General features: G+C 46.2%; 25 protein-coding genes. 6 read left to right on the forward strand and 19 right to left on the reverse strand.

Going from position 1 to position 26,088, the window contains the following annotated elements; translation table 11 throughout:
- Window positions 1-7: 7 nt before the first annotated feature.
- The 7 genes from DXN04_RS16340 to DXN04_RS16370 form a co-directional block, all read right to left on the reverse strand.
- Window positions 8-1,072, reverse strand: a complete 1,065-nt coding sequence (locus DXN04_RS16340) for a TlpA family protein disulfide reductase (RefSeq protein ID WP_158569049.1) — start codon at window positions 1,070-1,072, stop codon at window positions 8-10.
- Between the two features lies 1 nt (window position 1,073).
- The gene (locus DXN04_RS16345) at window positions 1,074-2,270 is read right to left on the reverse strand and encodes a TlpA disulfide reductase family protein (protein WP_116854457.1); all 1,197 of its coding nucleotides are present in this window, start codon (window positions 2,268-2,270) and stop codon (window positions 1,074-1,076) included.
- Between the two features lie 20 nt (window positions 2,271-2,290).
- Window positions 2,291-3,697: a RagB/SusD family nutrient uptake outer membrane protein gene (locus DXN04_RS16350; protein WP_116854458.1), complete on the reverse strand. Its 1,407-nt coding sequence runs from the start codon at window positions 3,695-3,697 to the stop codon at window positions 2,291-2,293.
- A 15-nt stretch (window positions 3,698-3,712) separates the two neighbouring features.
- Entirely contained in the window at window positions 3,713-7,183 is a 3,471-nt protein-coding gene (locus tag DXN04_RS16355; RefSeq protein ID WP_199415064.1) for a TonB-dependent receptor, read from the reverse strand.
- Window positions 7,184-7,357: 174 nt separating this feature from the next.
- The gene (locus DXN04_RS16360; RefSeq protein WP_158569050.1) at window positions 7,358-8,467 is read right to left on the reverse strand and encodes a FecR family protein; all 1,110 of its coding nucleotides are present in this window, start codon (window positions 8,465-8,467) and stop codon (window positions 7,358-7,360) included.
- An 86-nt stretch (window positions 8,468-8,553) separates the two neighbouring features.
- A complete protein-coding gene (locus tag DXN04_RS16365; RefSeq protein WP_116854460.1) occupies window positions 8,554-9,114 on the reverse strand; it encodes an RNA polymerase sigma factor in 561 nt (186 codons plus the stop codon).
- A 177-nt stretch (window positions 9,115-9,291) separates the two neighbouring features.
- Entirely contained in the window at window positions 9,292-9,999 is a 708-nt protein-coding gene (locus DXN04_RS16370) for a Crp/Fnr family transcriptional regulator (RefSeq protein WP_116854461.1), read from the reverse strand.
- Window positions 10,000-10,109: 110 nt separating this feature from the next.
- Here DXN04_RS16370 and DXN04_RS16375 point away from each other — a divergent pair, with 110 nt between their 5' ends.
- The 4 genes from DXN04_RS16375 (at window position 10,110) to DXN04_RS16390 (ending at window position 14,707) form a co-directional block, all read left to right on the forward strand.
- Window positions 10,110-10,712 (forward strand): methyltransferase domain-containing protein, encoded by a 603-nt coding sequence (locus DXN04_RS16375; RefSeq protein WP_116854462.1) that lies wholly within the window; start codon window positions 10,110-10,112, stop codon window positions 10,710-10,712.
- A gap of 3 nt (window positions 10,713-10,715) precedes the next feature.
- Window positions 10,716-11,420: a YoaK family protein gene (locus DXN04_RS16380; RefSeq protein WP_116854463.1), complete on the forward strand. Its 705-nt coding sequence runs from the start codon at window positions 10,716-10,718 to the stop codon at window positions 11,418-11,420.
- Window positions 11,421-11,512: 92 nt separating this feature from the next.
- On the forward strand, window positions 11,513-13,804 hold the full coding sequence (locus DXN04_RS16385; protein WP_116854464.1) for a glycoside hydrolase family 3 protein: 2,292 nt from the start codon (window positions 11,513-11,515) through the stop codon (window positions 13,802-13,804).
- A gap of 75 nt (window positions 13,805-13,879) precedes the next feature.
- Window positions 13,880-14,707 (forward strand): glutaminyl-peptide cyclotransferase, encoded by an 828-nt coding sequence (locus tag DXN04_RS16390; protein WP_158569051.1) that lies wholly within the window; start codon window positions 13,880-13,882, stop codon window positions 14,705-14,707.
- Between the two features lie 45 nt (window positions 14,708-14,752).
- Here the strand turns inward: DXN04_RS16390 and DXN04_RS16395 are convergent, their stop codons facing one another.
- The 3 genes from DXN04_RS16395 to DXN04_RS16405 are packed head-to-tail and all read right to left on the reverse strand — an operon-like array spanning window position 14,753 to window position 16,502.
- The gene (locus DXN04_RS16395; protein WP_116854466.1) at window positions 14,753-15,124 is read right to left on the reverse strand and encodes a VOC family protein; all 372 of its coding nucleotides are present in this window, start codon (window positions 15,122-15,124) and stop codon (window positions 14,753-14,755) included.
- A gap of 57 nt (window positions 15,125-15,181) precedes the next feature.
- Window positions 15,182-15,880, reverse strand: coding sequence for a helix-turn-helix domain-containing protein (locus tag DXN04_RS16400; protein ID WP_116854467.1), 699 nt, complete (start codon window positions 15,878-15,880; stop codon window positions 15,182-15,184).
- Window positions 15,870-16,502: an HAD family hydrolase gene (locus tag DXN04_RS16405; protein ID WP_116854468.1), complete on the reverse strand. Its 633-nt coding sequence runs from the start codon at window positions 16,500-16,502 to the stop codon at window positions 15,870-15,872. The genes DXN04_RS16400 and DXN04_RS16405 overlap by 11 nt, the downstream gene beginning before the upstream one ends.
- A gap of 34 nt (window positions 16,503-16,536) precedes the next feature.
- Between DXN04_RS16405 and DXN04_RS16410 the strand changes: the two genes are divergently transcribed.
- Window positions 16,537-16,938: a nucleoside deaminase gene (locus tag DXN04_RS16410; protein WP_116854469.1), complete on the forward strand. Its 402-nt coding sequence runs from the start codon at window positions 16,537-16,539 to the stop codon at window positions 16,936-16,938.
- Between the two features lie 65 nt (window positions 16,939-17,003).
- Here DXN04_RS16410 and DXN04_RS16415 read toward each other — a convergent pair whose 3' ends face one another.
- From DXN04_RS16415 to DXN04_RS16435, 6 genes are all read right to left on the reverse strand, one after another.
- Window positions 17,004-18,503, reverse strand: coding sequence for a carboxylesterase/lipase family protein (locus DXN04_RS16415; protein WP_199415065.1), 1,500 nt, complete (start codon window positions 18,501-18,503; stop codon window positions 17,004-17,006).
- A 161-nt stretch (window positions 18,504-18,664) separates the two neighbouring features.
- Window positions 18,665-19,189: a TlpA family protein disulfide reductase gene (locus DXN04_RS16420; protein WP_116854907.1), complete on the reverse strand. Its 525-nt coding sequence runs from the start codon at window positions 19,187-19,189 to the stop codon at window positions 18,665-18,667.
- Window positions 19,190-19,202: 13 nt separating this feature from the next.
- A complete protein-coding gene (locus tag DXN04_RS34810) occupies window positions 19,203-19,343 on the reverse strand; it encodes a hypothetical protein (RefSeq protein WP_158569052.1) in 141 nt (46 codons plus the stop codon).
- Between the two features lie 108 nt (window positions 19,344-19,451).
- Window positions 19,452-20,177: an SDR family oxidoreductase gene (locus DXN04_RS16425; RefSeq protein ID WP_116854471.1), complete on the reverse strand. Its 726-nt coding sequence runs from the start codon at window positions 20,175-20,177 to the stop codon at window positions 19,452-19,454.
- A 95-nt stretch (window positions 20,178-20,272) separates the two neighbouring features.
- Window positions 20,273-21,160, reverse strand: coding sequence for a helix-turn-helix domain-containing protein (locus DXN04_RS16430; protein WP_116854472.1), 888 nt, complete (start codon window positions 21,158-21,160; stop codon window positions 20,273-20,275).
- 21 nt (window positions 21,161-21,181) lie between these two features.
- Window positions 21,182-21,970 (reverse strand): helix-turn-helix domain-containing protein, encoded by a 789-nt coding sequence (locus tag DXN04_RS16435; protein ID WP_199415066.1) that lies wholly within the window; start codon window positions 21,968-21,970, stop codon window positions 21,182-21,184.
- Here DXN04_RS16435 and DXN04_RS16440 point away from each other — a divergent pair.
- Complete coding sequence (locus DXN04_RS16440; protein WP_233525609.1) at window positions 21,947-22,603, forward strand: phytanoyl-CoA dioxygenase family protein; 657 nt, start codon at window positions 21,947-21,949, stop codon at window positions 22,601-22,603. The two genes, DXN04_RS16435 and DXN04_RS16440, sit on opposite strands and share 24 nt — an antisense overlap.
- Before the next feature lie 42 nt (window positions 22,604-22,645).
- On the opposite strand, the gene DXN04_RS16445 is transcribed toward DXN04_RS16440, so the two are convergent.
- The 3 genes from DXN04_RS16445 to DXN04_RS16455 all read right to left on the reverse strand — a co-directional run bounded on the left by DXN04_RS16445 (window position 22,646) and on the right by DXN04_RS16455 (window position 25,902).
- Entirely contained in the window at window positions 22,646-24,538 is a 1,893-nt protein-coding gene (locus tag DXN04_RS16445; RefSeq protein WP_158569053.1) for a TonB-dependent receptor plug domain-containing protein, read from the reverse strand.
- A gap of 70 nt (window positions 24,539-24,608) precedes the next feature.
- Window positions 24,609-25,439, reverse strand: a complete 831-nt coding sequence (locus tag DXN04_RS16450) for a hypothetical protein (RefSeq protein WP_199415067.1) — start codon at window positions 25,437-25,439, stop codon at window positions 24,609-24,611.
- A 139-nt stretch (window positions 25,440-25,578) separates the two neighbouring features.
- Window positions 25,579-25,902 (reverse strand): hypothetical protein, encoded by a 324-nt coding sequence (locus DXN04_RS16455; protein ID WP_147319960.1) that lies wholly within the window; start codon window positions 25,900-25,902, stop codon window positions 25,579-25,581.
- Window positions 25,903-26,088: the final 186 nt, after the last annotated feature.

The raw sequence follows: 26,088 nt of genomic DNA on the forward strand, positions 1-26,088 counted from the left end.
TACCGTGTTAATGCCGGGATTCCTCCTTATACTCCTTCAACTTCTGCTGTTCCCCTTCATAATACCCCGCAGGCCCCCTGTTCGTTGCCGCTGTCAGAAAATCTACAAATTGCTGCTGGTAAAACACCGCCTTGTCCGCATCTCCCAGGTTAAAACTGGCACCCGCCAAAAGTGGCCATGCGCCCACTTCTTTCTCCAGCGGACTTAACACAGACAAACTCCATTTATAATACCCTGGCACCAGCCCCTTTCTCATTGCCAATGCAGCCGCGGCAGACTGCATCAAATTGGTATCATTCATACCCGCCAGCAATTCCAATCCCTTATCCGGCGCAGTTACAGCCAGTGCGATCATGTAATTGCCAAACAGGTACTGCTTCAACCTTGGATTCAATGCCAGCGCAGCATCATAGACCTTCATCGCCTCGCTATAACTACTGGCATCCACCAGCTTTTTAATGCTATCTGCCATCGGCATTGCCTGCTTATAATCTGCCATCATCTGCATATTCTTCTCCTGCTCCTCCTTATATTGCAAAGCATATTTCTTCATATCATACCTGCCCTGCAGTAATTCCGCCAGGGGCATCTCCACATCCCATGGCGCACCAATCCATGCTACCTGCCCTAAAGCATCAATGATCATCGTGGCGGGAATCCCCATCACACCTGCAGGAGTCAGCCAGTTCTTTGCCATCAGGTCCCCATCTTCCATCGCCACATTGAAATCCATGATCGAATCATTCGATTTTACGAACTTCGTCACCTGCATATTGATGTCCTGATCCTTTTTATCCCGCTCCCATACACTGACCCCGATCACCTCTACCTTCCCGGAAAACTTCCTGGAAATCTCAGATACATGCGGCATCGCTTTTTTACAAGGCCCACACCAGGTAGCCCAGAACTCCAGCACATAGACCTTCCCTTTCTGAAACCGGGAGATCGGTTTTCCCTTCACAAATTTAACATGCAATGCAGGTGCCGGGTCTCCAATGTGCAGACTGGAATCTGTATTCGAAAACGCTGGCACCGACACCAGCATAAAAAGCAAAATGCAAATAAGTCTCATATCAGTTAAATATTTTAGAAAGTTCTTTATCCATCGCCTCATCATTTTCTCCGCCACCACCATAGCGCCCAATGATCACACCATTCGGATCAATCAGGATCTTGGTAGGCAGTGACTGAATACCATAGTATTCACTAATGTCTTCAGGATTCGGTTTATTCGCCATGCGCAGGTCCATATCCAGGCCACGCAGTACATGCTTCCAGATCCCGATTCCATCTTTGTCTACCGCCTTCTTCCAGGCCGCTGCATTCCTGTCGTCATCAGAGATGCCGATGATCTCCAGCCCCTTTTCTTTATAAAGGGCATACAAAGACTTTAAATGTGGATTCCCCTTACGACATGGTACACACCAACTCGCCCAGAAATCCAGCAACACATATTTCCCCTTGAAATCAGACAGGCTCAATGGTTGATCATTGATATCAGTTTTCGTAAACCCATGCGCCTTACTTCCCGGAGATCCCATTTTCAGTTGATCCAGTTCACTCCTGATTTCTTTTCCATTCTCACTCTGCTGCAATGAAGCCGGCATCTTCGCATAATATTGCTCTCCCAGTGCCAGGGGCATATTCCCTACCCTGTAACGTAGTATATAAGCGGTCACATAAGAACCCGGATGCGCATCTGCAAATGCGTAATCCTGTTTTTCAAGCTCCTCATAAAAAGGTTCCATCTTGTCCTTGATAGCAGTCAGCGAATCTTTGAGCGAAGCCAGTTCTTCATCCGTTTTTTGGGCCTTGCGCAAAGCTATATACTCGTTATTCTTCTTTTCATAAAGTGCAGATAAAGGCTTCAGTTTTTCCAGCACAGGCGCATAAGCTGCGTCCAGGATCTCCTGTTCTTTTTGTGAGGCAGAACCAGTGAGCTTCGCAGCCTTCAAATGCGCCAGCTCACCCGACAGTTTCATATTTGCAGGCTCTATAAAGAAGGATGCTATCCCCTCAGCACCATCCATCCTGGCCCCCTTATCTACATAAAGCGCAGCCTTGGTGGGTGATTGCAGGCTGCCTTTAAATGTGAAGATACCTCCCTGAGCACGGGTACTATCTGTACGGTATTTCTTACCGGTGGAATAACTCATGTATACATAGCGGTCACCCAGTCCGCTGATCTTCCCCTGCAATGTATACGGTTTTTGGGCCATCAGGGTGGATGCCAACAGTAGCGCAGGAATTAACACGATTCGTTTTTTCATTTACTGGTATTTTGTTGTGATTACTTTTGATAGCCTTTATTCTGATCTCCGAATGTGGGATTTTGTAAAAATTCATCATGCGGCACAGGCATGGTATATTGCAGCTTATCTTTGATGAGGGGCCTTAACTGCTGCACGGTTGCAAATGGCAGCCGAAGCAATGCCATCCATTCCTGCCCGTCTTCACCCGTCAGACATTTAGCAATTTCATAGTATACCTGCAGTAACAGGTCATCGGTGCTGACAGCACTGTCAATTGCTGAATAATCAGTTACACCCGCATGCTGCATCACCGTCTTCACCAGCGTAACAGCCGCCTGCCTGTCACCACCGGAACGAAGGATCGCTTCTGCTCCCAGCAGGTATACCTCTGTCAGCCGGAATGCATACGCGGTCTCTGAGGTCGTAGTGGCCTTCGTGCCCTCAGCAATGTATTTCAGGAAATAATAAGTACCCGGCACATAATTATTCTGACTGCCTATGAGCCAGCTCTGGCGGGGATCCCCTGCCAGTAAATCTTTCAGTGCCTGTTTGGCCACATACAAACCGGAAGCACCCGGATAATACTGTGAACTCAGGTTATAATAGTAAGCCGCCTGGTTTTGCTGCGGCTGAATACCTAATATCACTTCCTGGCTGGCAAGTCCTTTCGAATAAAAGATGTCCTTCACATTGGCCTCCAGCTGGTAAGGACTCCCGGTAATAATATCATTTGCAAGCGTGGCTGCATTGGCATAATCCCCATAGCTCATGAGGATCCGAAGCTTCAATGCCATTGCCGCCCATTTATCAGCATAGTAATTTTTTGTCTGATCCGCTGCATTGGCCACCGCATAATCAATATCCTCCAGGATCTGGTCATAACTCTCCTGCACAGTACTGCGGGCTTTCTGCACATTGCTGGTGGTTACAAATTCAGTACGCAACAAGGCACCATACGTACTACTCCTATCGTACCACTCACCGTACAGGCTTAACAATTTAAAATGCCCGTAGGCACGCAGGAAACGCGCTTCTGCCAGGATCTCCTGTTTGCGGTTGCCAGTAAACGCTTTATCCGACAGGGCAGACACACCTTCTATGACCCCGTTGGCAGCATTGATCAGGTCATACATCTGGGACCAGGGCATTGCCACGTAATTCGAACTGGAATAATTATTTTCTTCGGCCCCATCCGCACCATAACCATATCCCAGGTACCCTGCACACATACCTGGCAACACCTGGTGATCACGCCATTCCGTCGTATTGGTACCTGCATTTACATTTGCAAAACGATAGTACACTCCATTGAGTGCAATCTCCGAGGTACGCTGATCCAGGATGGTATTCCCTTCTACCTTTGCATTATCAGGCAGTTTACCCAACTCCTTGTTACAACTGCTGGCAGTGAGAAAAAGTATAGATAGTAAGACGATCTTCTTCATGATAATAGTATTTAATTAAAACCCGACTCTGAGCCCGAAATTGTATTGTTTCACTGTAGGATAAGTAGCTACATCACTGCTGCCATTGATAAGGCTGTAAGGATTATTACTCACCTCGGGATCTGGTCCCGGATACTTTGTGATGGTAAATAAATTACTGCCAGATAAATAAGCGGAGGCTGTGTTGAGATGGAGTGATTTGGCAATAGCCGGCGGCAGATTGTAAGTCAGTGTCAGTGATTTGAGTTTTAAATAAGACGCATCGTATACATTATTGCTGGCCGTATAAGCAATGGAATTCTGCCCAAGCATTAATCTTGGCCTGTCACTATCCGGATTTTCCGGGGTCCATCGATCCAGGATCCGTACCCCTTTGTTAGTACGGCCATTAACGTACTCATTCTGGATATCAGCCAGGTACAACATATCTCCGCCATAAGAGAATGTCAGCAAAGTGATCAGGCTAAAATTCTTCCAGGTGAAGGTGTTAGTAAAACCGCCGTAAAACTTTGGTTGTGCATGCCCGATCACATCCTGGGCAAAATATCCCGTATTATCGAGTTTGTACATCGGGTCACCAATACCCATATAGCGGGCAAAGTACTGTGCGTATACAAAATCATGTTTGTAATCATCCAGCTCCTTCTGCGTACGGATAATGCCGGTAAACTGCTTACCATAGATCAGGCCCAGGGGCTGGTTCTTGCGAACAATACTATTACCCAGGTTATATTGCGCATCCTGCGGATTATCATTTGGATTGGTAAAGTCAGTGCTGATGTCTTTTACCAGGGAACGGTTGCCGGAGATATTTATGGCACTGGTCCACTGGAAATTCTTCCCGCGCAGGATATCTGCACGCAGGTCTACTTCCAGGCCGCGGTTACGGATCGTTGCCAGGTTGGTGATCACACTACCATACCCTGCACTGGGTGGCAGACTTGTAGTAAGCAATAAACCCGTCGTCAATTTTTCATAATACCCAATTACGCCCCGGATCCTGGAATTAAACAGGGCAAAGTCAATACCGAGATCCTTTTGCAAGGTAGATTCCCAGCGAATCCTGTCATTCCCCAACTGGGTAGGCACCAGGGCATTACTCCCCGCATAGGCAGCAGGCGTATACAAGGTATAATACATGTAATCGCCGAAGTTCTGCGTACCAGTATACCCTGCACTGGCTCTCAGTTTGAGTTCACTCAGCCAGTGAAGTCCCTTCATGAAATGCTCCTCGGAAGCACGCCAGGCAATACCACCCGAAGGGAAGTACCCCACCCTGTTGTGCGAAGGGAATTTAGAAGAAGCATCAGAACGCCCGGTAAAGGTGAGAAGGTATTTTTCCCGGAAAGCATAATTTGCACGGGCATAAAAACTCAGCAAACTATTTTGTCCGCTGGTACCGGTAGATGGCAATGTCACCGCAGCAGAAGAGAGATTATTCAGGTACTTGTCATCCGGGAATCCCTGGCCACTGGCAGAAAATGAATTGTACCTGTACTTTTGCCAGGAAGTACCACCTACTACATTGATCCTGTTGTTGCTGTTGAATTGCTTATCCCAGGTCAGGGTATTTTCGTAAAATGAATTAACATCTTCCGTTTGACTCTGAGATCCCGTACCACCATTGGAACTGCCGACCCCATTGGGAGATGCAATCACTGCAGTACTGGGTACATAATTAAGCTGGTGGTAGTTGTTATAATTGACAGACACAATGCTCCTGAATTTCAGGGTAGGCAGGATGTCGTACTCCGCGGAGAGGGATCCTAATAAAGAGGCTGTTTTAGCCTCATTTTTGCCATCTAAAAGCACCAATGGGTTCTGATACCCTTCGTAATTAGATCCGCCGATATCTGAAGCTAAAAACTGGTGTACGGTACCATCCGCATTGTAAGCAGGCAAAGTTGGAGGTGCATACAAGGCCTGGGCATACATGCCGTTTGTGATATTGTTCTTTGTAAACCCGTAATCCAGGTTGCTGATCACCCTGAATTTCTTTGTAATCTCATTATCCAGGCTGATCTTGCCGGATACGCGGGAGAAATCGGTACCTTTGATTGTACCGCCCTGTTTCAGGTAGGCAAGAGAGGTATAGTACCGGGATCCACTCCCACCACCTCTTACCGCCACATCAGCATTTTGCAGCACACCGGTTCTCAATACCTGGTTTAACCAATCAGTTTTGGCCGTACCCAGAAAATCGGGATTATTGAGGATATTGCTGGCAGTAGCATCTGCTGCCAATCCCTGCAGCGCCCTGGCATCATTCAGGTTCTTCGCTGCTTCCTTCATGATCATGCGGTACTGGTCTGCATTCAGCAATTTTTCTTTAATAGGTTGGCTGGCCCCTATGTAGTAGTTTGCTTCAAGGATCGGCTTCTGGTTCATCTTTCCTTTCTTCGTAGTGATGATGACCACACCATTCGCCGCTTTGGAACCATAGATCGCAGTGGCTGAAGCATCTTTGAGGATATCGATGGATTCAATGTCGTTGATATTTAAACCAGCCAGACTATTCAATCCCCGGGCAAAGGAACCGCCTACTGATGAATTGGGATTATCACTGCCAAAACGCTCCACAGGATTCACGACCTCCGCCTGGTTCTGAATATACCGATTCTGAATGGTCACCTGTACTCCATCAATGATGTACAAAGGATCATTACCTCCAATCAGGGAAGTACCCCCACGAATCCTGATCTTGGCCACACCACCGGGAGAACCGTCTGCCTGGGTCACCTGCACGCCCGCAGCCTTACCACTCAATGCCTGGTCAATGCTTGCAAAAGGAACATTTTCAATTTCCTTTACATCTACAGATGCGACAGCACCAGTCAGATCCTTCCGCTTCACACTGCCATATCCCACTACTACATACTGCTCCAGTTCACCGGCCTTTGTTTTCAGGATCACTTTGACCGGGGTACTGCCATTCACCACCAGGGTCTGGGTTTCAAAGCCCACACCACTAATGAGTAGTACGCTCTTATCCTCAGTATTATGTAATTGAAAATACCCGTTTTGATTGGTAACGGTACCATTTTTACTCCCCCTGATGCGAACAGAAATTCCGGGTAAGGGAACACCTTTGTCATCCGTAATAGTCCCGCTCACATCTGCCAGCGGAATATCGGCATGAACGATGCTGACATTGTTTTCAACAGATATCACCACGGTATTCCCCTGCATGGCATACACCAATGGCTTATGGAGTAATTGTTTCAACGCATCACTGATAGGGATGCTATTGAACTGAACAGATACAGGTGCTACACCTGAAAGATCTTTGGGACGATAAAAAAAGACATAACCTGTTTGCTCTTTGATGATGCCTAATACCTGGGGTAGTGGCATGTCTTTGCAGGAAAGCGTCACCTCCTGTGACAATCCTCTTGCGCTGATGTGTAATACGAACACGGTAAGCAGGATAACGGTCAGTTTCATAATACGCCTGATTTTGGTTGGTTGTGCTAAGAACCGTTTCATTGTGGCGCTTTTTAGGGCGCACAACGGCTCTATGCAATGTGGCATGAATTGCATACATCTGATAATTTGGTTGAGAATGCTGGTTATATAGGGGTTGACATGTCCCTTCCGGCTGATGATTTATCGGCCAGTGACAACAATAGATAATGACTGAATTTCCTGGTGGTAATTATTTCATCGTGAGGTTACAATTATGCTCCTGCCCTCATCTGATAACCTCATATGTATTCTGGTTGTTTCCATCAAACTGGCCAGTTGGCCGATACTCAAACTTCTTGACAAGTCGCCACTGAATGTTCCCTCTGGTATCCCTTCCGGATATACGACCTTTACATCATACCATCTTACCAATTCGCGCATCACAGTTGCAATGTCCGCATCCTTGAATGAGAAGAGTCCATTCTTCCAGGCAATAGCAGTTGCTACATCTGCATGTTTGTTGATGACAGGTGAACTACCCGTTACGATGGCCTGTTCACCTGGTAATAATTGCTGTCCGTTTACAAGGACTGCACCTTGTATTAAGGTGGTAGCTGTCTGACTTTCATCTTCGTAAGCTTTTACATTAAAACGGGTACCCAGTACGCGCACTGTTGTGCTCCCGGTAGTAACGGTAAACGGTTGGCTGGCTACAGCAGCTACTTCAAAATAAGCTTCACCGGTGATACTTACATTGCGTTCGTGGCCGGTAAAGGCAGTTGGAAAACGAATGGAAGATGCGGCGTTCAACCATACAGTGGTACCATCTGGCAGGACTAGTGTGAACTGGCCGCCTTTTGGTGTGCGTAACGTATTATAATGAATTGTAGCGCTCACTTCATTACCTTGCTGCCGGTAGGACAGTTTGGTTAAAGACTGCACAATACTGGTACTCCCCTGCCGGGAAAGGATCCCTTTTTTTGCAGTATCCAGAGTCAGTTCACTACCATCATCAAGGATGAGTGTAGGGAGATTTGACTGTGCCACTAGTTTCTTTTCAGGATGGTTTCTTGTAAACAACCACCCTCCACCTATTGCACACACCAACAGCAAACTGGCTGCCACCTGAACACTTCTCCTCCGCAGGAAATGAATTTTCTGCCTGCCGCCAATATAATTGGTCTCCTGCAAACGCAGTAGCATGCGTGCTTCCAGCGCTTCTTCAGTTTCGTCCTGATCTGCCTGCAGGTAAGCGGTCAGTTCTTCCTCATCATATGCATTGTACCATTGCAATAATTCGGATTTCTCAGCTTCACTGGCCGTTCCGGACAGGTACTTCCGGGACAGGTGGACTAGTTCATTCATTTCCATTCTTGCGGATTACATTTACAGGTATATAATATAAGTACCGGGTATAGTACTTAACCCTACCTGTGGATGAAAAAAATTTTTTAGGGAAGGATAGAGAAAAGATGGAGGTAGTGCCTCAGTTGGATCCGAAGCCGCTGAAGGGCTTTCGTGATGTGTTTTTCCACGGCTTTTTCAGAGATGTCCAGTTGCTGTGCGATCTCTTTATTAGACATGCCTTTGTTCCTGCTATATTCAAACACGAGGCGGCATTTCCCGGGCAATGCCTTTAATTCTTCCTGCATGGACTGCTGCAGGAATCGTACTGCGGTAGCATCGTCGGTATCGGAGAGCATAGTCTCGAGCAGACTATCAGCCTCTACTGTCATCCTGCTTTTGGATAATTGCCTGAAGGCTGCGTAACGGGTCGCTACGGCCAGGTAAGGTTCCAGTGCATCGATGATGGTATTGGCACGGCGTTGCCAGAGTCCGGAGAAGACATCCTGGACTACATCTTCCGCCATTTCGCGGGAGTGCAGACGGTGAAGCGCCAGTGTAAATAACCGCTTCCAGTAGCGGGAATAGATTTCGGTAAAAGCATTCGGATCGTCCTGCCTTAATAACAGAACCAGCTCACTGTCACCATATTGCTTGTATTCAGACATAGGACGCGATCAGATTTATCTCATGAACAAGAAATATAAAGTTGGTGATTATATGGAGTGAAATATACAATAGTTTTATTTCTTTTCATAGCACTATCAATTGCTCTTATACACACTTCGCACATGGTAGTTCCTGATTTTACTTTCCCAACCATTTATAATTTTCTCATGCCCCCTTTAAGAATAATTTGCTATCTCTACCAATGCCTTTACATTATGAATAATTATCTTTCTCCCCTGCGTACCTACAATTCCCTCCTCTTTCAGTTCCTTTAGAATCCGAACCACATTCTCCTCCGTAGTCGCCGTCATACTCGCCAGGTCTTTCCGTGAAATATTAATAGACACATCACTTGTATCCTGCGCTGACACCTTATACTTCTCCCTCAGTACAATCAGCGAAATCGCCAGCCTTTCCCGTACAGAATGCTTTGCCACGATAGACAAACTATTTGCCAGCACACTATATTCATAACTAAGCGCACTTAATAAATGTTTCGTCAGATTAGGTGCCCACTCCATTGCCGCCAAAAACGCCTCCCTCGGTATAAACGCAATCCTGCTATCTTCCAGGGCTGCTGCAGAGTCAGGATAGGTACTCCCTGCCAATACGGGGTGATAGCCGATCAGCTCTCCTTCATTCGCCACATAAATGATATGCTCATGCCCGTTCCTGTCCTGCTTATATTTCTTGACCTTGCCCTGCTTGATATAATAAATACCAAAAGCAGGATTATTTTCCCTGAAAATGATCTGTCCCTTTTTGTACTCCTGTTCTACCATATCCGATAGCAGCCTTTCCATCTCTTCGCCTGACAAACTCTCCATGATCGACCTGGAACGAAAAATCCACTTATCTATGGGAAATATCCCCTTTAAACTCATAAAAGTTAATTTTTATCAACTTTCAAATTGACAACTTGCAAAGTTACTGCCCTGGGAAGTTGGTACCTTTGCAGGCAGAATAAAGGTACAATTTTATTATAGGACAGTGTATGACAAGTAATACTACATCAGATAGCGTCTATTCGACAAATAAAAACTTCGATCAGTTATACCCTACTCCCATACGCCGCCTCTCCTACCTTCACTGGACACCTATCGAAATCGCACGACAGGCAGCTGCTTTCCTGGCAGTCACTCCCGGTTCCAATATTCTCGATATCGGCGCAGGCGTAGGCAAATTCTGCCTGAATGCAGGCTATTATTTCAGTGATTGCACCTTCTATGGCATAGAACAAAGGAGCAGCCTGGTAAAGATCGCCAACCAGGTGCAACAGCAACTCGGCCTTAACAATACCTCTTTCATACATGGAGATTTCACCCAACTGGATTTCTCCGCCTTCGATCATTTCTATTTCTACAATCCTTTCTATGAGAACCTGGTAGATGAAAGTCTGCATATAGATAATAGCATCGATCACTCAGAAAGTTTATACGAGTACTATGCAGGTTACCTGTATACAATGCTCAATACCAGGCCCGCAGGCACCCGCCTGGCTACCTACCAAAGTTCACATACGAGAATTCCGGCATCGTATCAACTGGTAAAATGTGATGTAGACACCTTGTTTAGCTGCTGGATCAAAACAGAATAGAAAATGTTCAGACACCGGGGACAAAAGAGAAGCTTCAAACATAATATCCGCCTGGCCGTCATGCTTTGTTTAACAGCAGGCTTTGTCAACGCTTCAGGATTTCTAGGCTTCTTTGTCCTTACCACCAATATTACCGGCCATGCAGCCCTCCTGGCCCTGAAGATCACCGAAGGCGATCTCCGCGCCGTAAGAATGGTTGCACTCTGGCTCATCCTCTTCCTCTCGGGGGCCTTCTGCTCCAGCCTATACATTTCAAAGACCAATGCATACACCCTGCCCATTCTCGCCGAAATCGTCATCCTTGCTTTAGTCGGCTATTTTGGGCATACCTTCGATAAGAGCGTGGTAAAAACGGAATACTTTGCCGGCAGCCTCCTCTTTGCCATGGGTATGCAGAATGCACTGGTATCTATGATCTCCGGTTCCGTAGTAAGAACCACCCACCTCACCGGCATGTTTACAGACCTTGGCATCGACCTGGCAGCCGCCCTGATGAAATTCCCCAAAGTCCGCAAAAAGATCCTGCTCAGATGCACCATTATCGGCTTCTTCCTGCTTGGCGGCATCATCGGGGGCTTTGCCTTTGTGAAGTTCCAATATCATTGCTTTTATATCGCCGGGGGCGTATTGATCATCGCTATGTTTTATGACTTCTTCCGGGTCAATATGATGCTCCTTAGAAAACGGCTCACTACACATTTCCCTTGAAAATCCGGAAAATAGCTTTATCATTGCTTCATATTGAGGCATTCGTAGCTAATGCCCATGAATTCAACGTTTCATGAAAAAAATCCTGCGAAATGATAAAGGGAATTATCACGTTATCACTTTTACTGGGAGTGATGCATTCATATGGACAAAATTACCTGACCATTGCCAACCCCAAAGGCCCCACACTGGGTTATGCCAGCAACTCCGGGGTAAAGATCCTGCGCATCGGGAAATTGCATTTTAAAGACCTGAATAAGAACGGGAAACTGGATAAATACGAGGACTGGCGGCTACCCATAGAAGAGCGGGCCAAAGACCTGGTATCCAAAATGACGGTAGCGCAAATGGCTGGCCTGATGCTCTACAGCCTTCACCAGGCCATTCCTTCCCACGAAGGGGGTTTTGCCAGCGGCACTTACAATGGGCAGCCATTCAGCAAAAGTGGTGCAGCCCCTTCAGACATCAGCGATCAGCAGAAACAGTTCCTGAAAAACGACCAGCTCCGCCATATCTTAATCACCACAGTGGCAAGTCCCGCTGTGGCGGCAACCTGGAACAATAACGTGCAGGCATATGTGGAAAGTCTGCCATTAGGCATACCTGTCAACAACAGCTCTGACCCCAGGCACGTAACGCAGTCAAACGCTGAGTTCAATGCAGGTGCAGGGGGAGCCATCTCCCAATGGCCCGATGGCCTGGGGCTGGCAGCTACCTTTGATCCCGGGATCGTACTACAATTTGGTAGCATCGCCGCCAGGGAATACAGGGCCCTGGGTATTACCACTGCCTTGTCTCCCCAGGTGGACCTGGCCACAGAACCAAGGTGGTACAGGCTGATCTCCACCTTTGGCGAGAGCCCGGCCTTGTCTGCCGATATGGCACGGGCTTATATCGATGGCTTCCAGACCTCCCAGGGTAGCGATGAAATAAAAGACGGCTGGGGATGGACCAGTGTCAATGCCATGGTCAAACACTGGCCGGGTGGTGGTCCGGAAGAAGGTGGAAGGGATGCGCATTTTGCCTATGGTAAGTTTGCCGTTTACCCTGGTAAGAACTTCGCTGCACATACTACGCCCTTTGTAGACGGGGCTTTAAAACTCAGCGGCAAGACAAAACAAGTGGCCGCCGTCATGCCTTACTATACCATCTCTTATGGCATTGATCCTAAAGGGGTAGGCAATGGCTATAGCAAATACCTGCTTACCGACCTGCTCAGAGGCCAATATCATTATGATGGTGTCATTTGTACCGACTGGCTCATTACTGCCAATGAAGGCGCTGCACCTGACATCTTTGAAGGGAAGCCCTGGGGCATGGAGACCAAAACAGTAGATGAAAGGCATTACCAGGCACTGATAGCCGGTGTGGATCAGTTTGGAGGGAATAATGATGTAAAGCCGGTGATAGCGGCCTACCAGATGGGGGTGAAAGAACATGGGGAGGCATTTATGAAAGAGCGCTTCCAGCGTTCAGCAGTGCGCCTGCTTAAAAATATCTTCCGGGTTGGATTGTTTGAAAACCCATACCTGGACAGTGCAAAGAGCAAAGCTATTGTAGGCAATCCGGACTTTATGAAAGCGGGTTTTGATGCGCAGCTGAAGTCTGTCGTAATGTTGAAGAACCATGCCAGTGTACTGCCTGTAACGGGCAGGAAAACGGTTTATATCCCTAAAATCTATTATCCCATGACGAAGAACTGGTGGGGCATCGCTACCTTACCGCATTTCGATTACCCCGTCGATACCAATACTATTAAGAAATACTACAACATCACCAATTCACCGGAGAAGGCTGACTTTGCCATCGTGTTTGTATCAAGTCCGGCAAGTGGCGAAAATGGCTATAGTGCGGAAGACAGAAAAGCCGGCGGTAATGGTTATCTGCCCATCACCCTGCAATATGGCATGTACAAGGCGGTAGATGCCCGTGAACAAAGTATTGCAGCAGGTGACCCGGTAGTAGCACCGGAAGTGAAAAACAGGTCTTATAAAAACAAGATCGTCACTGCCAATAACTTCATGGACCTGCAAACGATCCTGGATACCAGGTCAGTGATGAATGGTAAACCAGTGATAGTGGCAGTCAATGCAGGCAAGCCAATGGTGTTCAGTGAATTTGAAAAAAGTGTGGATGGCCTGCTCGTACACTTTGGGGTATCCACAAGTGCTTTGATGGAGATTATATCAGGCAGGACGGAACCGACTGGCTTATTGCCCCTGCAGATGCCGAAGGATATGGCTACGGTAGAGAAGCAAAGTGAAGATGTGCCTTATGATATGGCATGTTACGAGGATGCGGATGGGCATAGTTATGACTTCGGATATGGCCTGGATTGGAAAGGGCCGATACGGGATGCAAGGAATACAAAATATCACAGGTAATCAACGCCCCGTGCTTTGCCCCAGGTAAGGCACGGGGCCTTTTTTATTATGCCAATACTATCCTATCTTAGAGCAATGAAGAAACATGTTCAGCTACTAAGGGGATTAGCAATATCAATAGGCCTGGTTTTTACAGCGTGTAATAATAACAATAAACCGAAGGAACAAAGTGTTACGGCTGTCACCTCACCCGCATTCATGGAATACACCGTTGTGAAGGTATACCCGCACGACACCTCCTCTTATACAGAGGGCCTCCTGGTGCATAACAATGAACTCTTCGAGAGCACCGGCCGTGAGGGATTCAGCAAGTTCGCACAGGTAGACCTGGCTACCGGCAAAGCTATCAGGGAACACTATATCGACAAATCCATCTTTGGAGAAGGGATCACCATCTTTGACAACAAAATATACCAGCTCACCTATCGCAGCAACAAGGTCTTTGTCTATGATCTGAAAGACTTCAAAAAGATCGCCGAATACCCATGGCCGGGGGAAGGCTGGGCACTCACGCATGACGGTAAAAGCCTCATCGCCAGTACGGGTACATCCAACCTGCAATTCCTGGATCCCAATACCCTGCAGGTGCAAAAAGTACTGAGTGTAACAGATCAGAATGGTCCGGTGAATAACATCAATGAACTGGAATATGTAGATGGCTTTATCTATTCCAATCAATTCCTGACAAACAATATCCTGAAAATAAACGCGGAGACCGGCAGCGTGGTCGCCAGGGCAGATCTCACCGATCTCTTTGCACAGGGAGGTAAGGTATTCAACCCGGCTCAGCTACCTGATCCGAATGAAGATGTGCTGAACGGCATCGCATATGATAGTGCAAGAGGGAGTTTTTTTGTAACAGGGAAGCAATGGCCTTATTTGTTTGAAGTAAAGTTCAGGTAGTCGCCTGAACTTTACTTTTCCTGTAAACGGATCAATGGCAGTACATTATGCCGGCAACACACTGATCTCTATCATCAATTGATCGAAGTGAAAGTAAAAGCCAAAGGTATCCCTCAATTTACGGGGTTCACTCTCGAATGTCAGCTCGCCACCATTCACCTTTAAAGCCTCATAGATCCTGCGCACGGCCTCCTGGTCCTCCTGGTAAAAACCGATATGAAAGTTCTCAGGATAGCTTACTGCTGCCGACTTATTTAACTTCGCGGACCAGAAGATCAGGATAAATTTATCTTCATTGGTCAACACCCCAACCATATCTTTCCTGTTTTCAATACAGGTAAACCCCAGGTGATTTTCAAATAATTCAATTGCTTTTGCGACATCTGTCACGACCAGATTCATGTGATTTATTCTCATTGTATTCCTGTTTAGAATACAAAATTACCGCCCCTTCCAGGCAGAAAATAGGATAAATCAGACATCCGGATCGTTCAACTGCAAATAACGCCGGGCCTCATTTTTCAACAATACTTTCGGAGTTGTACCCGTATGCTTTTTGATCTCCCGTATAAAGTGTGACTGATCATAATATCCCGTATCCGGATTGAGATCACCAGCCTTGATCTCTTTGTAGGAAGCATAGCATTTAAGAATATTACAATAGCTTTTCAACGACATGCCCAGTTCCTTATTGAGATAACGGTTGATCTGCCGGGAACTCCAGAAGCATTGTGCCGCGAGGGATGCCACATCAATATTTCCAGCACTTTTTTGCAAAAGGTTATAGAGCAGTAGTTTTCTATTATCTATCTCAGGCAGCATGCTTTGCATATCGGCACTTACCTGCTCCGCAAAGTGTTCCAATCCATTTTTAGAGAAATCCGCAAAGCGGTCGAGCGTAGAACATTTATCGAGATAGTATTCCTTAGCAAGAGGGGTAAAACGAATACCCATCTTCAGTTCATTTGCCGGCATCACCAGATCAAAGGGGGCAGACAGGATGCCGAATACACTGACGCTTTTAATCTTTTGTGCCTGGTAGAACACTACCAGTTCCAGACAACCGTCAGGCAGGGTAGTAAAATGCAATGCTGCATCCGATTCATTCTTAAACAACCAGAAGCATTTAATGAATGGGGCCAGCTCTTCTGAAGGCAGCAATTCAAAGTACATAACTATGTAACATATAATCTGCAATATCAAATGTTATTTCCCTCCTCCCATTCGTAAACCCAATCACTGTCATTCCCGCACTTTTCCCTGCCTGGAGACCATGATAGGAATCTTCAATCACCACACAGTCTTCCGGCCTTACCTCCAGTTTCTTCGCAGTAGTAAGGTATACATCCGGGTGCGGCTTGCCATTCGCCTCATCTTCAGCAGAAGATACTACATCGAACAAATCTGCAATTGCCGCCCGCTCCAGGCAAATTGGTATTAAATACGCCGGGGAATTAGTAGCCAGTCCGATCTTACAACCCAAAGATTTTAAATATTGAATAAACTCACGCACATGTGCAATTTCACAATCTCCCGTTTTGATCAACTCAATTACTCTTGCTACCACCATCTGCTCCGCCGCCTGGACAGATACATTGCTCCAGGGGCATTTTTCAAACCAAAAGTTGGAAGCTTCAGATACCGTCATCATCCGTGTCAACAGGCAATTTTCTTCGGTCATCTTTACTCCCAATGATGTAAAGACTTCCCGCTCAGCTATTGACCAGCATCCTTCACTGTCAATAACCACACCATCCATATCGAAGATCACCGCTTTCTTATTAGTAAACATCATATGGGCAAATATAATAAACCTATCTTTGCATTAAATGGAAAATCATCGTCCTTATCTGGAGCGTAGTCTTGAACTAGCACAGGAGGCTGCACAGGCAGGAGAAAGTGCAGTCGGTTGTGTCATCGTAAAAGATGGTGTTATTATAGGCGAAGGCACTGAACAAAGCCGCCGGCTGAAAGATGTAACACGGCATGCGGAAGTAGTAGCGGTGCTGGATGCGGTGCATAGACATGGCTCCTGCGCAGGGGCGACTTTATACTCGAATGTAGAGCCCTGCATTCTTTGTTCATATGTGATCAGGCATTATAAAATAGCACAGGTTGTATTCACAGATTACTGCGGAGAATTAGGGGGTACTCTCCCGCCTTTTAATATATTGACCACAGCTGAAATAAAAAGCTGGAACCCTCCACCCATAGTTACACAGGCAGGGTGAGATCATCTCTGCTATTGTTCCCGGGTACCTGGAAATGATTGCTTCCAGATCATTTCCAGGTCGGCTTAATATAAATGCCGCTGTAAGATTTCCAACACATCTCTTGTACGCAAACGCTCCGTTTTTACCTGCTCCCCCAATATCTGGGTTGCGTACCCTTTCTCATCATACTGCTTCCAGGCAGGTAAGCCTTTCCCATTCGGATCTCCTGTCTTTACAAAATTTGCCCAATAGCTACTCATCACTTCCGCTAATTGATAATCCACTTTCTCAAAAGGACAGCGCTTCACAAATTTTAAATTATTATAAGCATACGCCACCTCTCCGGTATGAAAAGCGCCGTATTTAATGTACTCTCCCGTAGCCGGCAATTTCCTTGTAAAATTATACACATACACCTTCCCTCTTCTGGCCTGCACGCCAGCCCAGGTATAATTTTGTACACCAAATACAAGGTCCCTGGAATACCTGGTTTGCACACCAGGCATATCCACATCACTATCAGGTTTATAATAGCTCAACAATTTCGCAGCATCATTTCCATACTCACCCGCGATATCTGCCTTAAAATCCGCTGCCGTTATTGTACTAAAATCAACGCCATCATCCTCATTCCAGCCTGTCAGCAAGTCTACCTTATTCTCCTTTCCTGCTTCAAAAATATCGCTCAGCGATTCAGGCAAGACATAAGTATCTATAATAGGTCCGCGCCCCTGCCACTGCTTCTGTAATAACGCTGCTGCGGACAATTTTCTCAGCTCCGCAATACCTGTTCCCAGCGCAGCACCTTTTTCCTCGCCCTGTTTCAAAGTGGTCATCGACTTCCCAAACATGGCCCCGCTTTCGGCAATAGCCCGCTTAAATAAGCCTTTTCCCAGGGGAGAGGCTACCAGGCAATGCACACTCATTGCCCCCGCTGATTGCCCTGCAATAGTCACATTTTCAGGATCGCCTCCAAAAGCAGCGATATTCCGGTGCACCCATTTAAGTGCTGCTATCTGATCCAGGAGTCCATAATTACCGGATGCATGGGCGGGAGATTCCGCACTCAATTCCGGATGTGCCATAAAACCGAAGATGCCTACCCTGTAATTGAAGCTCACATATACCAGGCCTTTCTTCGCCATGGCCGTCCCGTCATATACCGGGCACGCTGAACCGCCACCGGCAAAAGCACCGCCGTAGATATATACAATTACCGGCCGTTTTTCAGAAGGGGATTTTGCACCTGTCCATACATTTAAATACAGGCAGTCTTCACTGATGGGTTCCTTTGGTATCAGGTATTCTTCACTCCAGGGGCCGAAAGGTGTAGGGGGGCCTTGTACTGCGCTTGGGCCGAAGGTGTTGCATGACTTAGTACCTTCCCAGGGGATCACCGGTTGGGGTGCTTTCCAGCGCAGATCGCCTATAGGAGGGGCTGCGAAGGGGATGCCTTTGTAGATATGAATGTCTTCATTATAAGTGCCGGATATTGATCCGCCGTCTACTTTGATTGTATCTAAGTTAGCATTGGAAGATAATATTCCGCTTACAAGTAATAATAAAATACCTGCTTTAATCATATTGGGCATATTACACTAAGGAGCAACTAAAGTAAAGATTTTTTCACTCTTAGTTGATTGATTAGGATCAGCGCTTCTTCTCCTCATTCCTCACAATTGAAATCAAAGGGAAATCCAATACATATGCGTTATCAGGACGGCAGGAAGGAAGGACGCACTGATTACCTGCCTGCAATGTGATCAGTCAAAATCTTCCGGATCTCAGGAGAAGTATAATCCTTGCCTCCCTCAACATGCCAGACCATGTCTCCATTCTTTGCAAGGATAGTGGAGGTTGGAATAGAGTGATAGTAAAATACCCGCGGTATGGCTGTAGTGGCTGCATATACCGGAAGCGTAAAATGCTTGCTATCCATATAAGCTTTTGATTTAGGGAGGTCCGCATCCACGTCTATTGTCAAAAACACAACCTCGTCATTGTCTTTGAAAGATGCTTTCAATTCATTGATAGAAGGCATCTCCTGCACACAAGGCTGGCACCAGGTAGCCCAGAAGTTGATGAACACGACCTTGCCGCGCAGGGAGCTGATGGATATATTATTTCCATCACTGTCAATAAGGGAGAAATCGGGAGTGGTAGTGGTATCTGGTCTTAATTTTATCTCACTACGCAGATTCGTCGCACTGGCTATCACAGTAAAGCAGGTCAGCATGAAGAGTGTTTGAACTGCCATCTTTATTTTCATATCTATTGGTTTATTATTCATGTTGAGCATACATCCCTGTATTGGCCATAATATGGCGCATCATATGAAGATCAGCAGGATCTGCTTTGGCACATCCTCTATTCTTTTTAGTGGCATCGCTTCCATAGGAAGACGAAGTTATGATTTTAATCATTAATGGCCCTGGGTTCTATGACTATACCAAATAATAAACAAAGGTGAGCAGGCATAACACCAACCTACTCACCTCTTACTAAAAAATTCCCACAGATCGCAAACGCCTCTACCATGGACAAGTAGCCGGTGCCGGGTAATACTCTTCACTAAAATACTTACCCGTCGGCCCATCCTCCCCGATCAACGCATATTTTGCTATCCGCTGGCCCGCTTCTTCTGCAGTGCTGGTGCCCTGATGGCCCGTAAAATCTGTCCTGGTATATCCCGGACACACCGCGTTCACCTTAAACGCCGTACCCCGCAGCTCATAAGCCAGCTGCACCGTATACATATTCAAGGCTGCCTTGGAAGACTGATAAATTACATATCGCTTAGGATAATTACTATTCTCCAGGTCCGCCGCCAGTGAAATAGATGCCATTGCTGTACTTACATTGACGATCCGGGGTGCAGACGATTGCTTAAGCAAATCAATAAATGCCTGTGTAACTCTTACTACCCCGAATACATTCGTCTCATACACCGACAAATACTCCGCTGCTCCTGAGCTGATGGCTGATTGTTCAAATCCACCTGCTATCCCGGCATTATTCACCAGGATATCCAATGCCTGGATAGATTTCCTGGCCGCATCTACTGAATCCTGACTGCTTACATCCAACTGAACAGCAGCGATATTTTGCAAGCCCTGTGCTTTTAGTTTTTCAACGGCAGCCACACCCAATTCAAGATTGCGACATCCTAAATAAACAAAGAAACCTTTTTGTGCGAGTATTTTTGCTACCTCAAAGCCAATGCCTTTATTGGCACCTGTTACTAATGCTGATTTCATAATTTAAATTTATGAAACGAAGGTAGAACGCCGGGAAAAGGCTAATGAGGACAAATCATTTTTATTGTGGGACAAATCGTGGTAAGGACCAATATTTAATTTTGTGCATTTTTTAAATCCTGCAACTCCTCCAGGTATTCGCTCACACTCTTCCCCGTACTCTTCTTAAACACCCGCGAAAAATACCTCGGATCATTAAACCCTAACTCATAAGCCAACTCCTTCACCGACAGCTTCGAATACTGCAACTTCCGCTGGGCCTCCAGCATCAATCTATTCGTAATCCATTCCTTCGGCGACACACCGGCAAACTCCTTTACAATCCCATACAAGGTACTTGAAGTCAAAGCCAGCTGATCCGCTATTCCCTGTACATCATGCTGCTCAGACAGGTTCGTCTCTACCGCCATTTTAAAGGCAATGTACTTCGACAACTTCGCCCCCGTATGCACATCCTGCTCTCCGTACTGCTCAAAATAGGCTGTATTAAACTCCGTCAGAATAGTATGCAAATGCGCCAGGATCACCTCGGCCTTGCGTTGCTTTCCGCTGGCATGCAGTAACTGGAATAATCCGGAAAGCAGATTTTTCACCCTTAATTGAGAGGCAATATCAAAAGAGATGGCGTTAACGTTATAAGGGTTGACAAGAAATGGATAGGTTACAGGCAATAACATCAGCGTACTTTCATCAAAGGACAAAGCAAACTGAAAATTATTCTTATCATAGGGCAATTTCGTAAAAACCTGGTTCGGTAATCCAAATGCGAGTCCGCCATCAGCAATGCTAAACTCATTCAAATCAGTGACAAAGGTAGCCGAGCCCGTCACTATGAACTGGAAATAATAAAAGGTGAGTCTATGCGGCCGGGCCAGGATCTCCATCACATCTTCCGGCAATGGAATAGCACAGTTTTGATTCAGCGCGATTGATAATTTATCGTGATGCCTGATCTTGTCCAACATCCCCTTTGTATCCTGCATAGATTTGAATTTGGAACAAATTTACACATTAATTTTATACCCCCTTCTAAACACCGCCGGAGTTACCCCCACCACCTTCTTAAACAACCTGTTAAAATAACTCACGCTCTCAAATCCCACCTCGTAACACACCTCGTTCGCACTCTTTCCCTGCAATAACAGTGTTTTTGCATTACTCAGCCTGTACTGGTTCACAAACGCTGTAAACGTCATCTTTGTCTGCCGTTTAAAATACCTGCAAAACGCCGCCGTGCTCAAATGCACCTTGCCCGCTATCTCATTCACATCCGGCTCCTTATCATAATTCTCATTCACATAGTCATAAATCGTCCCCATCCTCACTTTGTCATTCAATAACCATTTCGAAGCAGTATCTTCCTGATTCAACACCTCCACCTCCCCTGGTGCCGCCCCGCTCAAGAGCTGGAAAATCTCCAATAAACCCAGTAAGGCCTCGAAAGGATGCTCCATATTTAACTCTCTCAGCCGTTTTACGACCCTTTCTCTCGTTTCCCCATAAAATGCCAGTCCTTTATAAGATCGCTCAAATAAAGCCCTGATATTCCCAAATTCGGCCGTTGGCATTATCAGCGTTTCTAAAAAATCCGGTTTCAGTTGCACCACGATCTGCTTATACTCCGTTTCCAGACCGTAATCAAAATTAAGATGGGGGATATCCGGGCCGATGAGCACCAGGTCACTCCCCGTATACCCGGAAATATGCCGGCCTACATGCCGGATCCCACTCAATGCTTCTACATACACCAATTCGATCTCCGGGTGAAAATGCCAGTAAAAATTCTTCCGCATACTGGGGGAGAATACCTCTGGGATAACCGCCAATACCCCCGCATTCACCAGGCCTTTGCCGACATCTGGGGCATGGAAGCACTATGGGTGACCATCGATCGCGCCAACCTCAATTTTCCCATCCGCCCCGGCCATGAATACAAAGCCTTCATCCACTGGGATTACGATCCTGAAACAAAACCGCAAAATGTACAGGGTGTACTGGCTCTCGCAGACCAGACCGATGAAAATATGGGCGGATTTCAATGCATTCCTGAACTATTCAGGACTTACGACACCTGGAAACTGACCCAACCTGCGGACAGGGATCATTTCAAACCGGATACGACCGGCTTTATTCCTACTAAAGTCAAAATGGAAGCCGGCGACCTGCTCATTTTCAACAGCTCCCTGCCGCACGGCATCCGCGCTAATAACAGCAAAGACAAGGTCCGCATCGCCCAATATATTTCTATGATGCCCGCCAATGAAAACAATGAAGAGATGAGGCAATGGCGCATCCGCTCCTGGAAAGAAAAAGTGGCACCTGATGGATATGCATTTCCAGGCGATCCTTTGAACAGGGAAAAACAACAGCCTGTGGCAGCACTGACTGAACTGGGAGAGAAATTACTGGGATTAAGAAAATGGTAAATTATAAAGCCGCCTCTCAGGAGGCGGCTCAATTTCTTTGGACTAATACCTCCATATCAAATTCACAAACACATTCCTCCCCATCCTCGGCACCCTGTTCCAATCCGCAAACGTCGTATACTTCTTATCCAACAAATTCTCTGCTCCCGTTTTTACCATCAGGCCCTGCTTCCCAAAAGAAAATTTATAACTGGCCGACAAATTTAACACCGCATACCCCGGCAAAGCCTGTTCCCCAAACGCTGCATTATACTTATCCTGCGCTGCCGCTCCATTGCAATTTACATCTGCTGCAAAAGCCTTCCAACCAAACGCGAGACCTGAACTATAGGTAAAGGGCTGGATCAATGGCAGATTCTTCACGCCCTCACCAGATCCCCTACGATAGCCTACACGATTACTCCATGTAAAATGCCCGGCAAACTGATAATCCGCCTCCGCCCCCACATTGAATATATTCGCATATCCTAACTGCTCATATATCTTCACTCCTGCCGCTCCAATCGTCATCACGCTTAATCCCGGTCGCGGCCGGCCAATGATATAATCCATCAAATGAAAATAAGAACCTGACAGCTTAGCGGAAAACTTCGATGCATGCAAGAAGACCGCTCCATTTACACTCACCGATTTCTCCTGCTTCATTTCCGGATTACCTATATAATCATACCTGTCAAAACTATTAAACAAATAATACCCATAACCTTCAGATACACTGGGTGCACGCTCCCCATAAGCCACACCAAGCGTATACTGCACATGTGCCTGTGTAAAATTCAACGCCGTCGATAAGCGCTTCAACACCCGTACCTTACTCCGTTCCATCCCCGGGTAAAAAATCTTCAAACTCTCCAGGCCCAAATGATCATCCACCACATTATCCTGTACCCCTACGCCTCCATTCACAAGTACATGCCAGTTCTTCGCCAGCGTATAACGATCCTCCCCATACACATCTCCATAATACGTCAGTACGCCCGGCCATGTCAGCATAAACATATCCTTCTCTCCCGGCGTATTTGAATACATCGTCATCTCCGCCAAAGATTTATTGTAATGCCCGCTTATATTTGCTTTCCAGTCATGCTTCTTAAAACTCCCCTTCAGGGAAGAATAAAATCCCGCCGTTTTACTCCATCCCGGCATATCCATACGAATAGCCACCACCGGTCGTTTCGTATCATCCATCACATGCTTGATTGTATTGTAATATACCTTAGTCTCCCATCCATGACGGATGTAAGCCAGGGATGCTATCACGCCCCTGGCCAGCCCTACATCCATCGTCAATGCAGGATACCCCACATTCACGGCACGATCATAAATCAAAGACGCTTCGAGCTGAGAATGTTCATTCACCTTATAGCCCGCAATGGCAGATACATTGTACTTAGAGTACTGGGAATACAATACTTCCCCGCCACCACCAGCTTTATAATTCCCTGCATGACGATAAGTGAAATCCAGGTTTGTAAATACTTTTGGCTGTGAATAAGTAAGTGCGCCTCCAATTACCTGCTGCCGGCTATTCGTCTCAAACCCCGTGAAGAGCATGCCAGACATCTCCTTCTTCCCGAACACCCCCTTATTCCTCACCAGGTCTATGCTCCCCGCTATTGCGGAGCCGCCGGCGGAACCTGACTGTCCGCTATGCACATTGACCTTTGCAAGATTCATAATATCTACATAAGAGGTTACCGGGTCCATTTTGTCTGTGCAGGCTGCATAAATCCGCATGCCATCAATCGTCACCACGCTTCTCTCTGCACTCATTCCATTTAAATAGGGCTCCCAGGCATAGGCACCACGCCTTACCATGTTTACCATATTGGATTTCTCCAGGTATTTGTCTAGTGAAGACAAAGGCTTATCTGTCTTGTCAGATAATGAACGCTTGTGAATGATCACCACTTCTTTCAGCAGGTCGGTCTTCATTGTATCCTGGGAATAAACATTAAGGCTGAAAAGGATTAATAAGCAAGTCAAACGAAACATACAATCATCTTTAGAATTCCAGTTCAAAGTAGATACTGCTACCTTCATTTGTAGCTGTTACGGCCTCGCCTTTTACGATTGCCTGCGTAGCATCAGCAAGTTGCAGGTTGATCTTCCAATACCCCGTCATGGTCAGGCTTAGCTTGCCATAATACATACCACCTGTACCCTGGGTCAGGTCTACATTATTGGGAGAGGTATGATTGCCCATGCCTGTCATTCTTGGATCAATTTTAATGGTATAATCATTAACCACTACAAAACTTGTCATTGACTCCATCTTATATAACACTGCAGAAATATCATTTACTGCTACAGCGGGTTTGGTGGGATTCACCAGCGCCAGTACATAACGGATATTATCACTACCCTGGAATGTCTCTACTACCCGCTTCGCTGATTCGGATACTGCGATCGTACCGGTCACAGTATAGGTAGCATCACCAATGGTATAGTTCAATGTCAGGTCCCAGTATTCATCTTCCGTTCCTGCCATTTGAAATACGATGTAACCTTTATAAATGCCGTTTGATTGTTTTGTAATAGCAGATGCCGGGCAGGAATGCGTCATGCCCATCATATGCATCAAGGGGGTCCAGGTCACCCCTGCATTGCTTTCGTTGCTTCCCTGGATATTCTTAATCTGGATATAGACCTCATTGTAGCCTGTCTGCAACTTGCCGCTGGCGGTGTAGAGCCCTATCTTATGTGTATCATTTGTAAGTGTGGTAACGAGTGTTAGTCCATCGGGATCATTCGTAATCACAGGATCATCTTTTTTGCTACAGGACACGATGCAGGAAAAGGAAATTAATATCAAAAGAGATTTAAGTAAGTTCATTGGATGGTATTTTAAAAATTACCAGGCATAGATTGGCCCTTATATGCGCGCGTAATTGTTATAAGCACACATATTCATTCCAAATGCATGGCGCATTTAGTAAATCATGTTCATTGAAAATTCAGATGTGTAAATTGGCCTACGCCTGTGGAGGTTTCTTACGTGGGTCTGTAAACAGGTAGGTATATGAAGGGTGCGTAAATACAGGATACATCTTATCGTCTACCTGTGTAAATGCTTGCTTAGCGAAGTCTATACAAGGTGGAATTGGGCAAGCCATTGCTTCTGCAGCCAGCTCTTTTAATAATTTTTCGGTACTATTCCCCCGCTGTTCTTTTTGCATCTTTACCAGCTGACACTTACCATTACAGTGCAACTCAGGCCGGTTCTTGTTTTCACAAAATGCGCTTACAAACAATTGCGTATCGTACTCGTAAACAGCGTATAATATTGAGGTTCTCATACTTCCCATCAGGAAGATGAAAAACAGGAATGGGCTCAATATGACTGCTAGTTTTCGCAATGTAGGTATGATAATCCACGCGAAATTATAGAATATTATTAAGGAAAGGAAGAATGATATTACATAAATTACTGATTATAATCAGCTGAGCGCATAAATTGAAAATAATGCTGAGCCGTGGAAGAA

The organism is Chitinophaga silvisoli, from assembly GCF_003412465.1.
GTDB classification, from domain to species: domain Bacteria; phylum Bacteroidota; class Bacteroidia; order Chitinophagales; family Chitinophagaceae; genus Chitinophaga; species Chitinophaga silvisoli.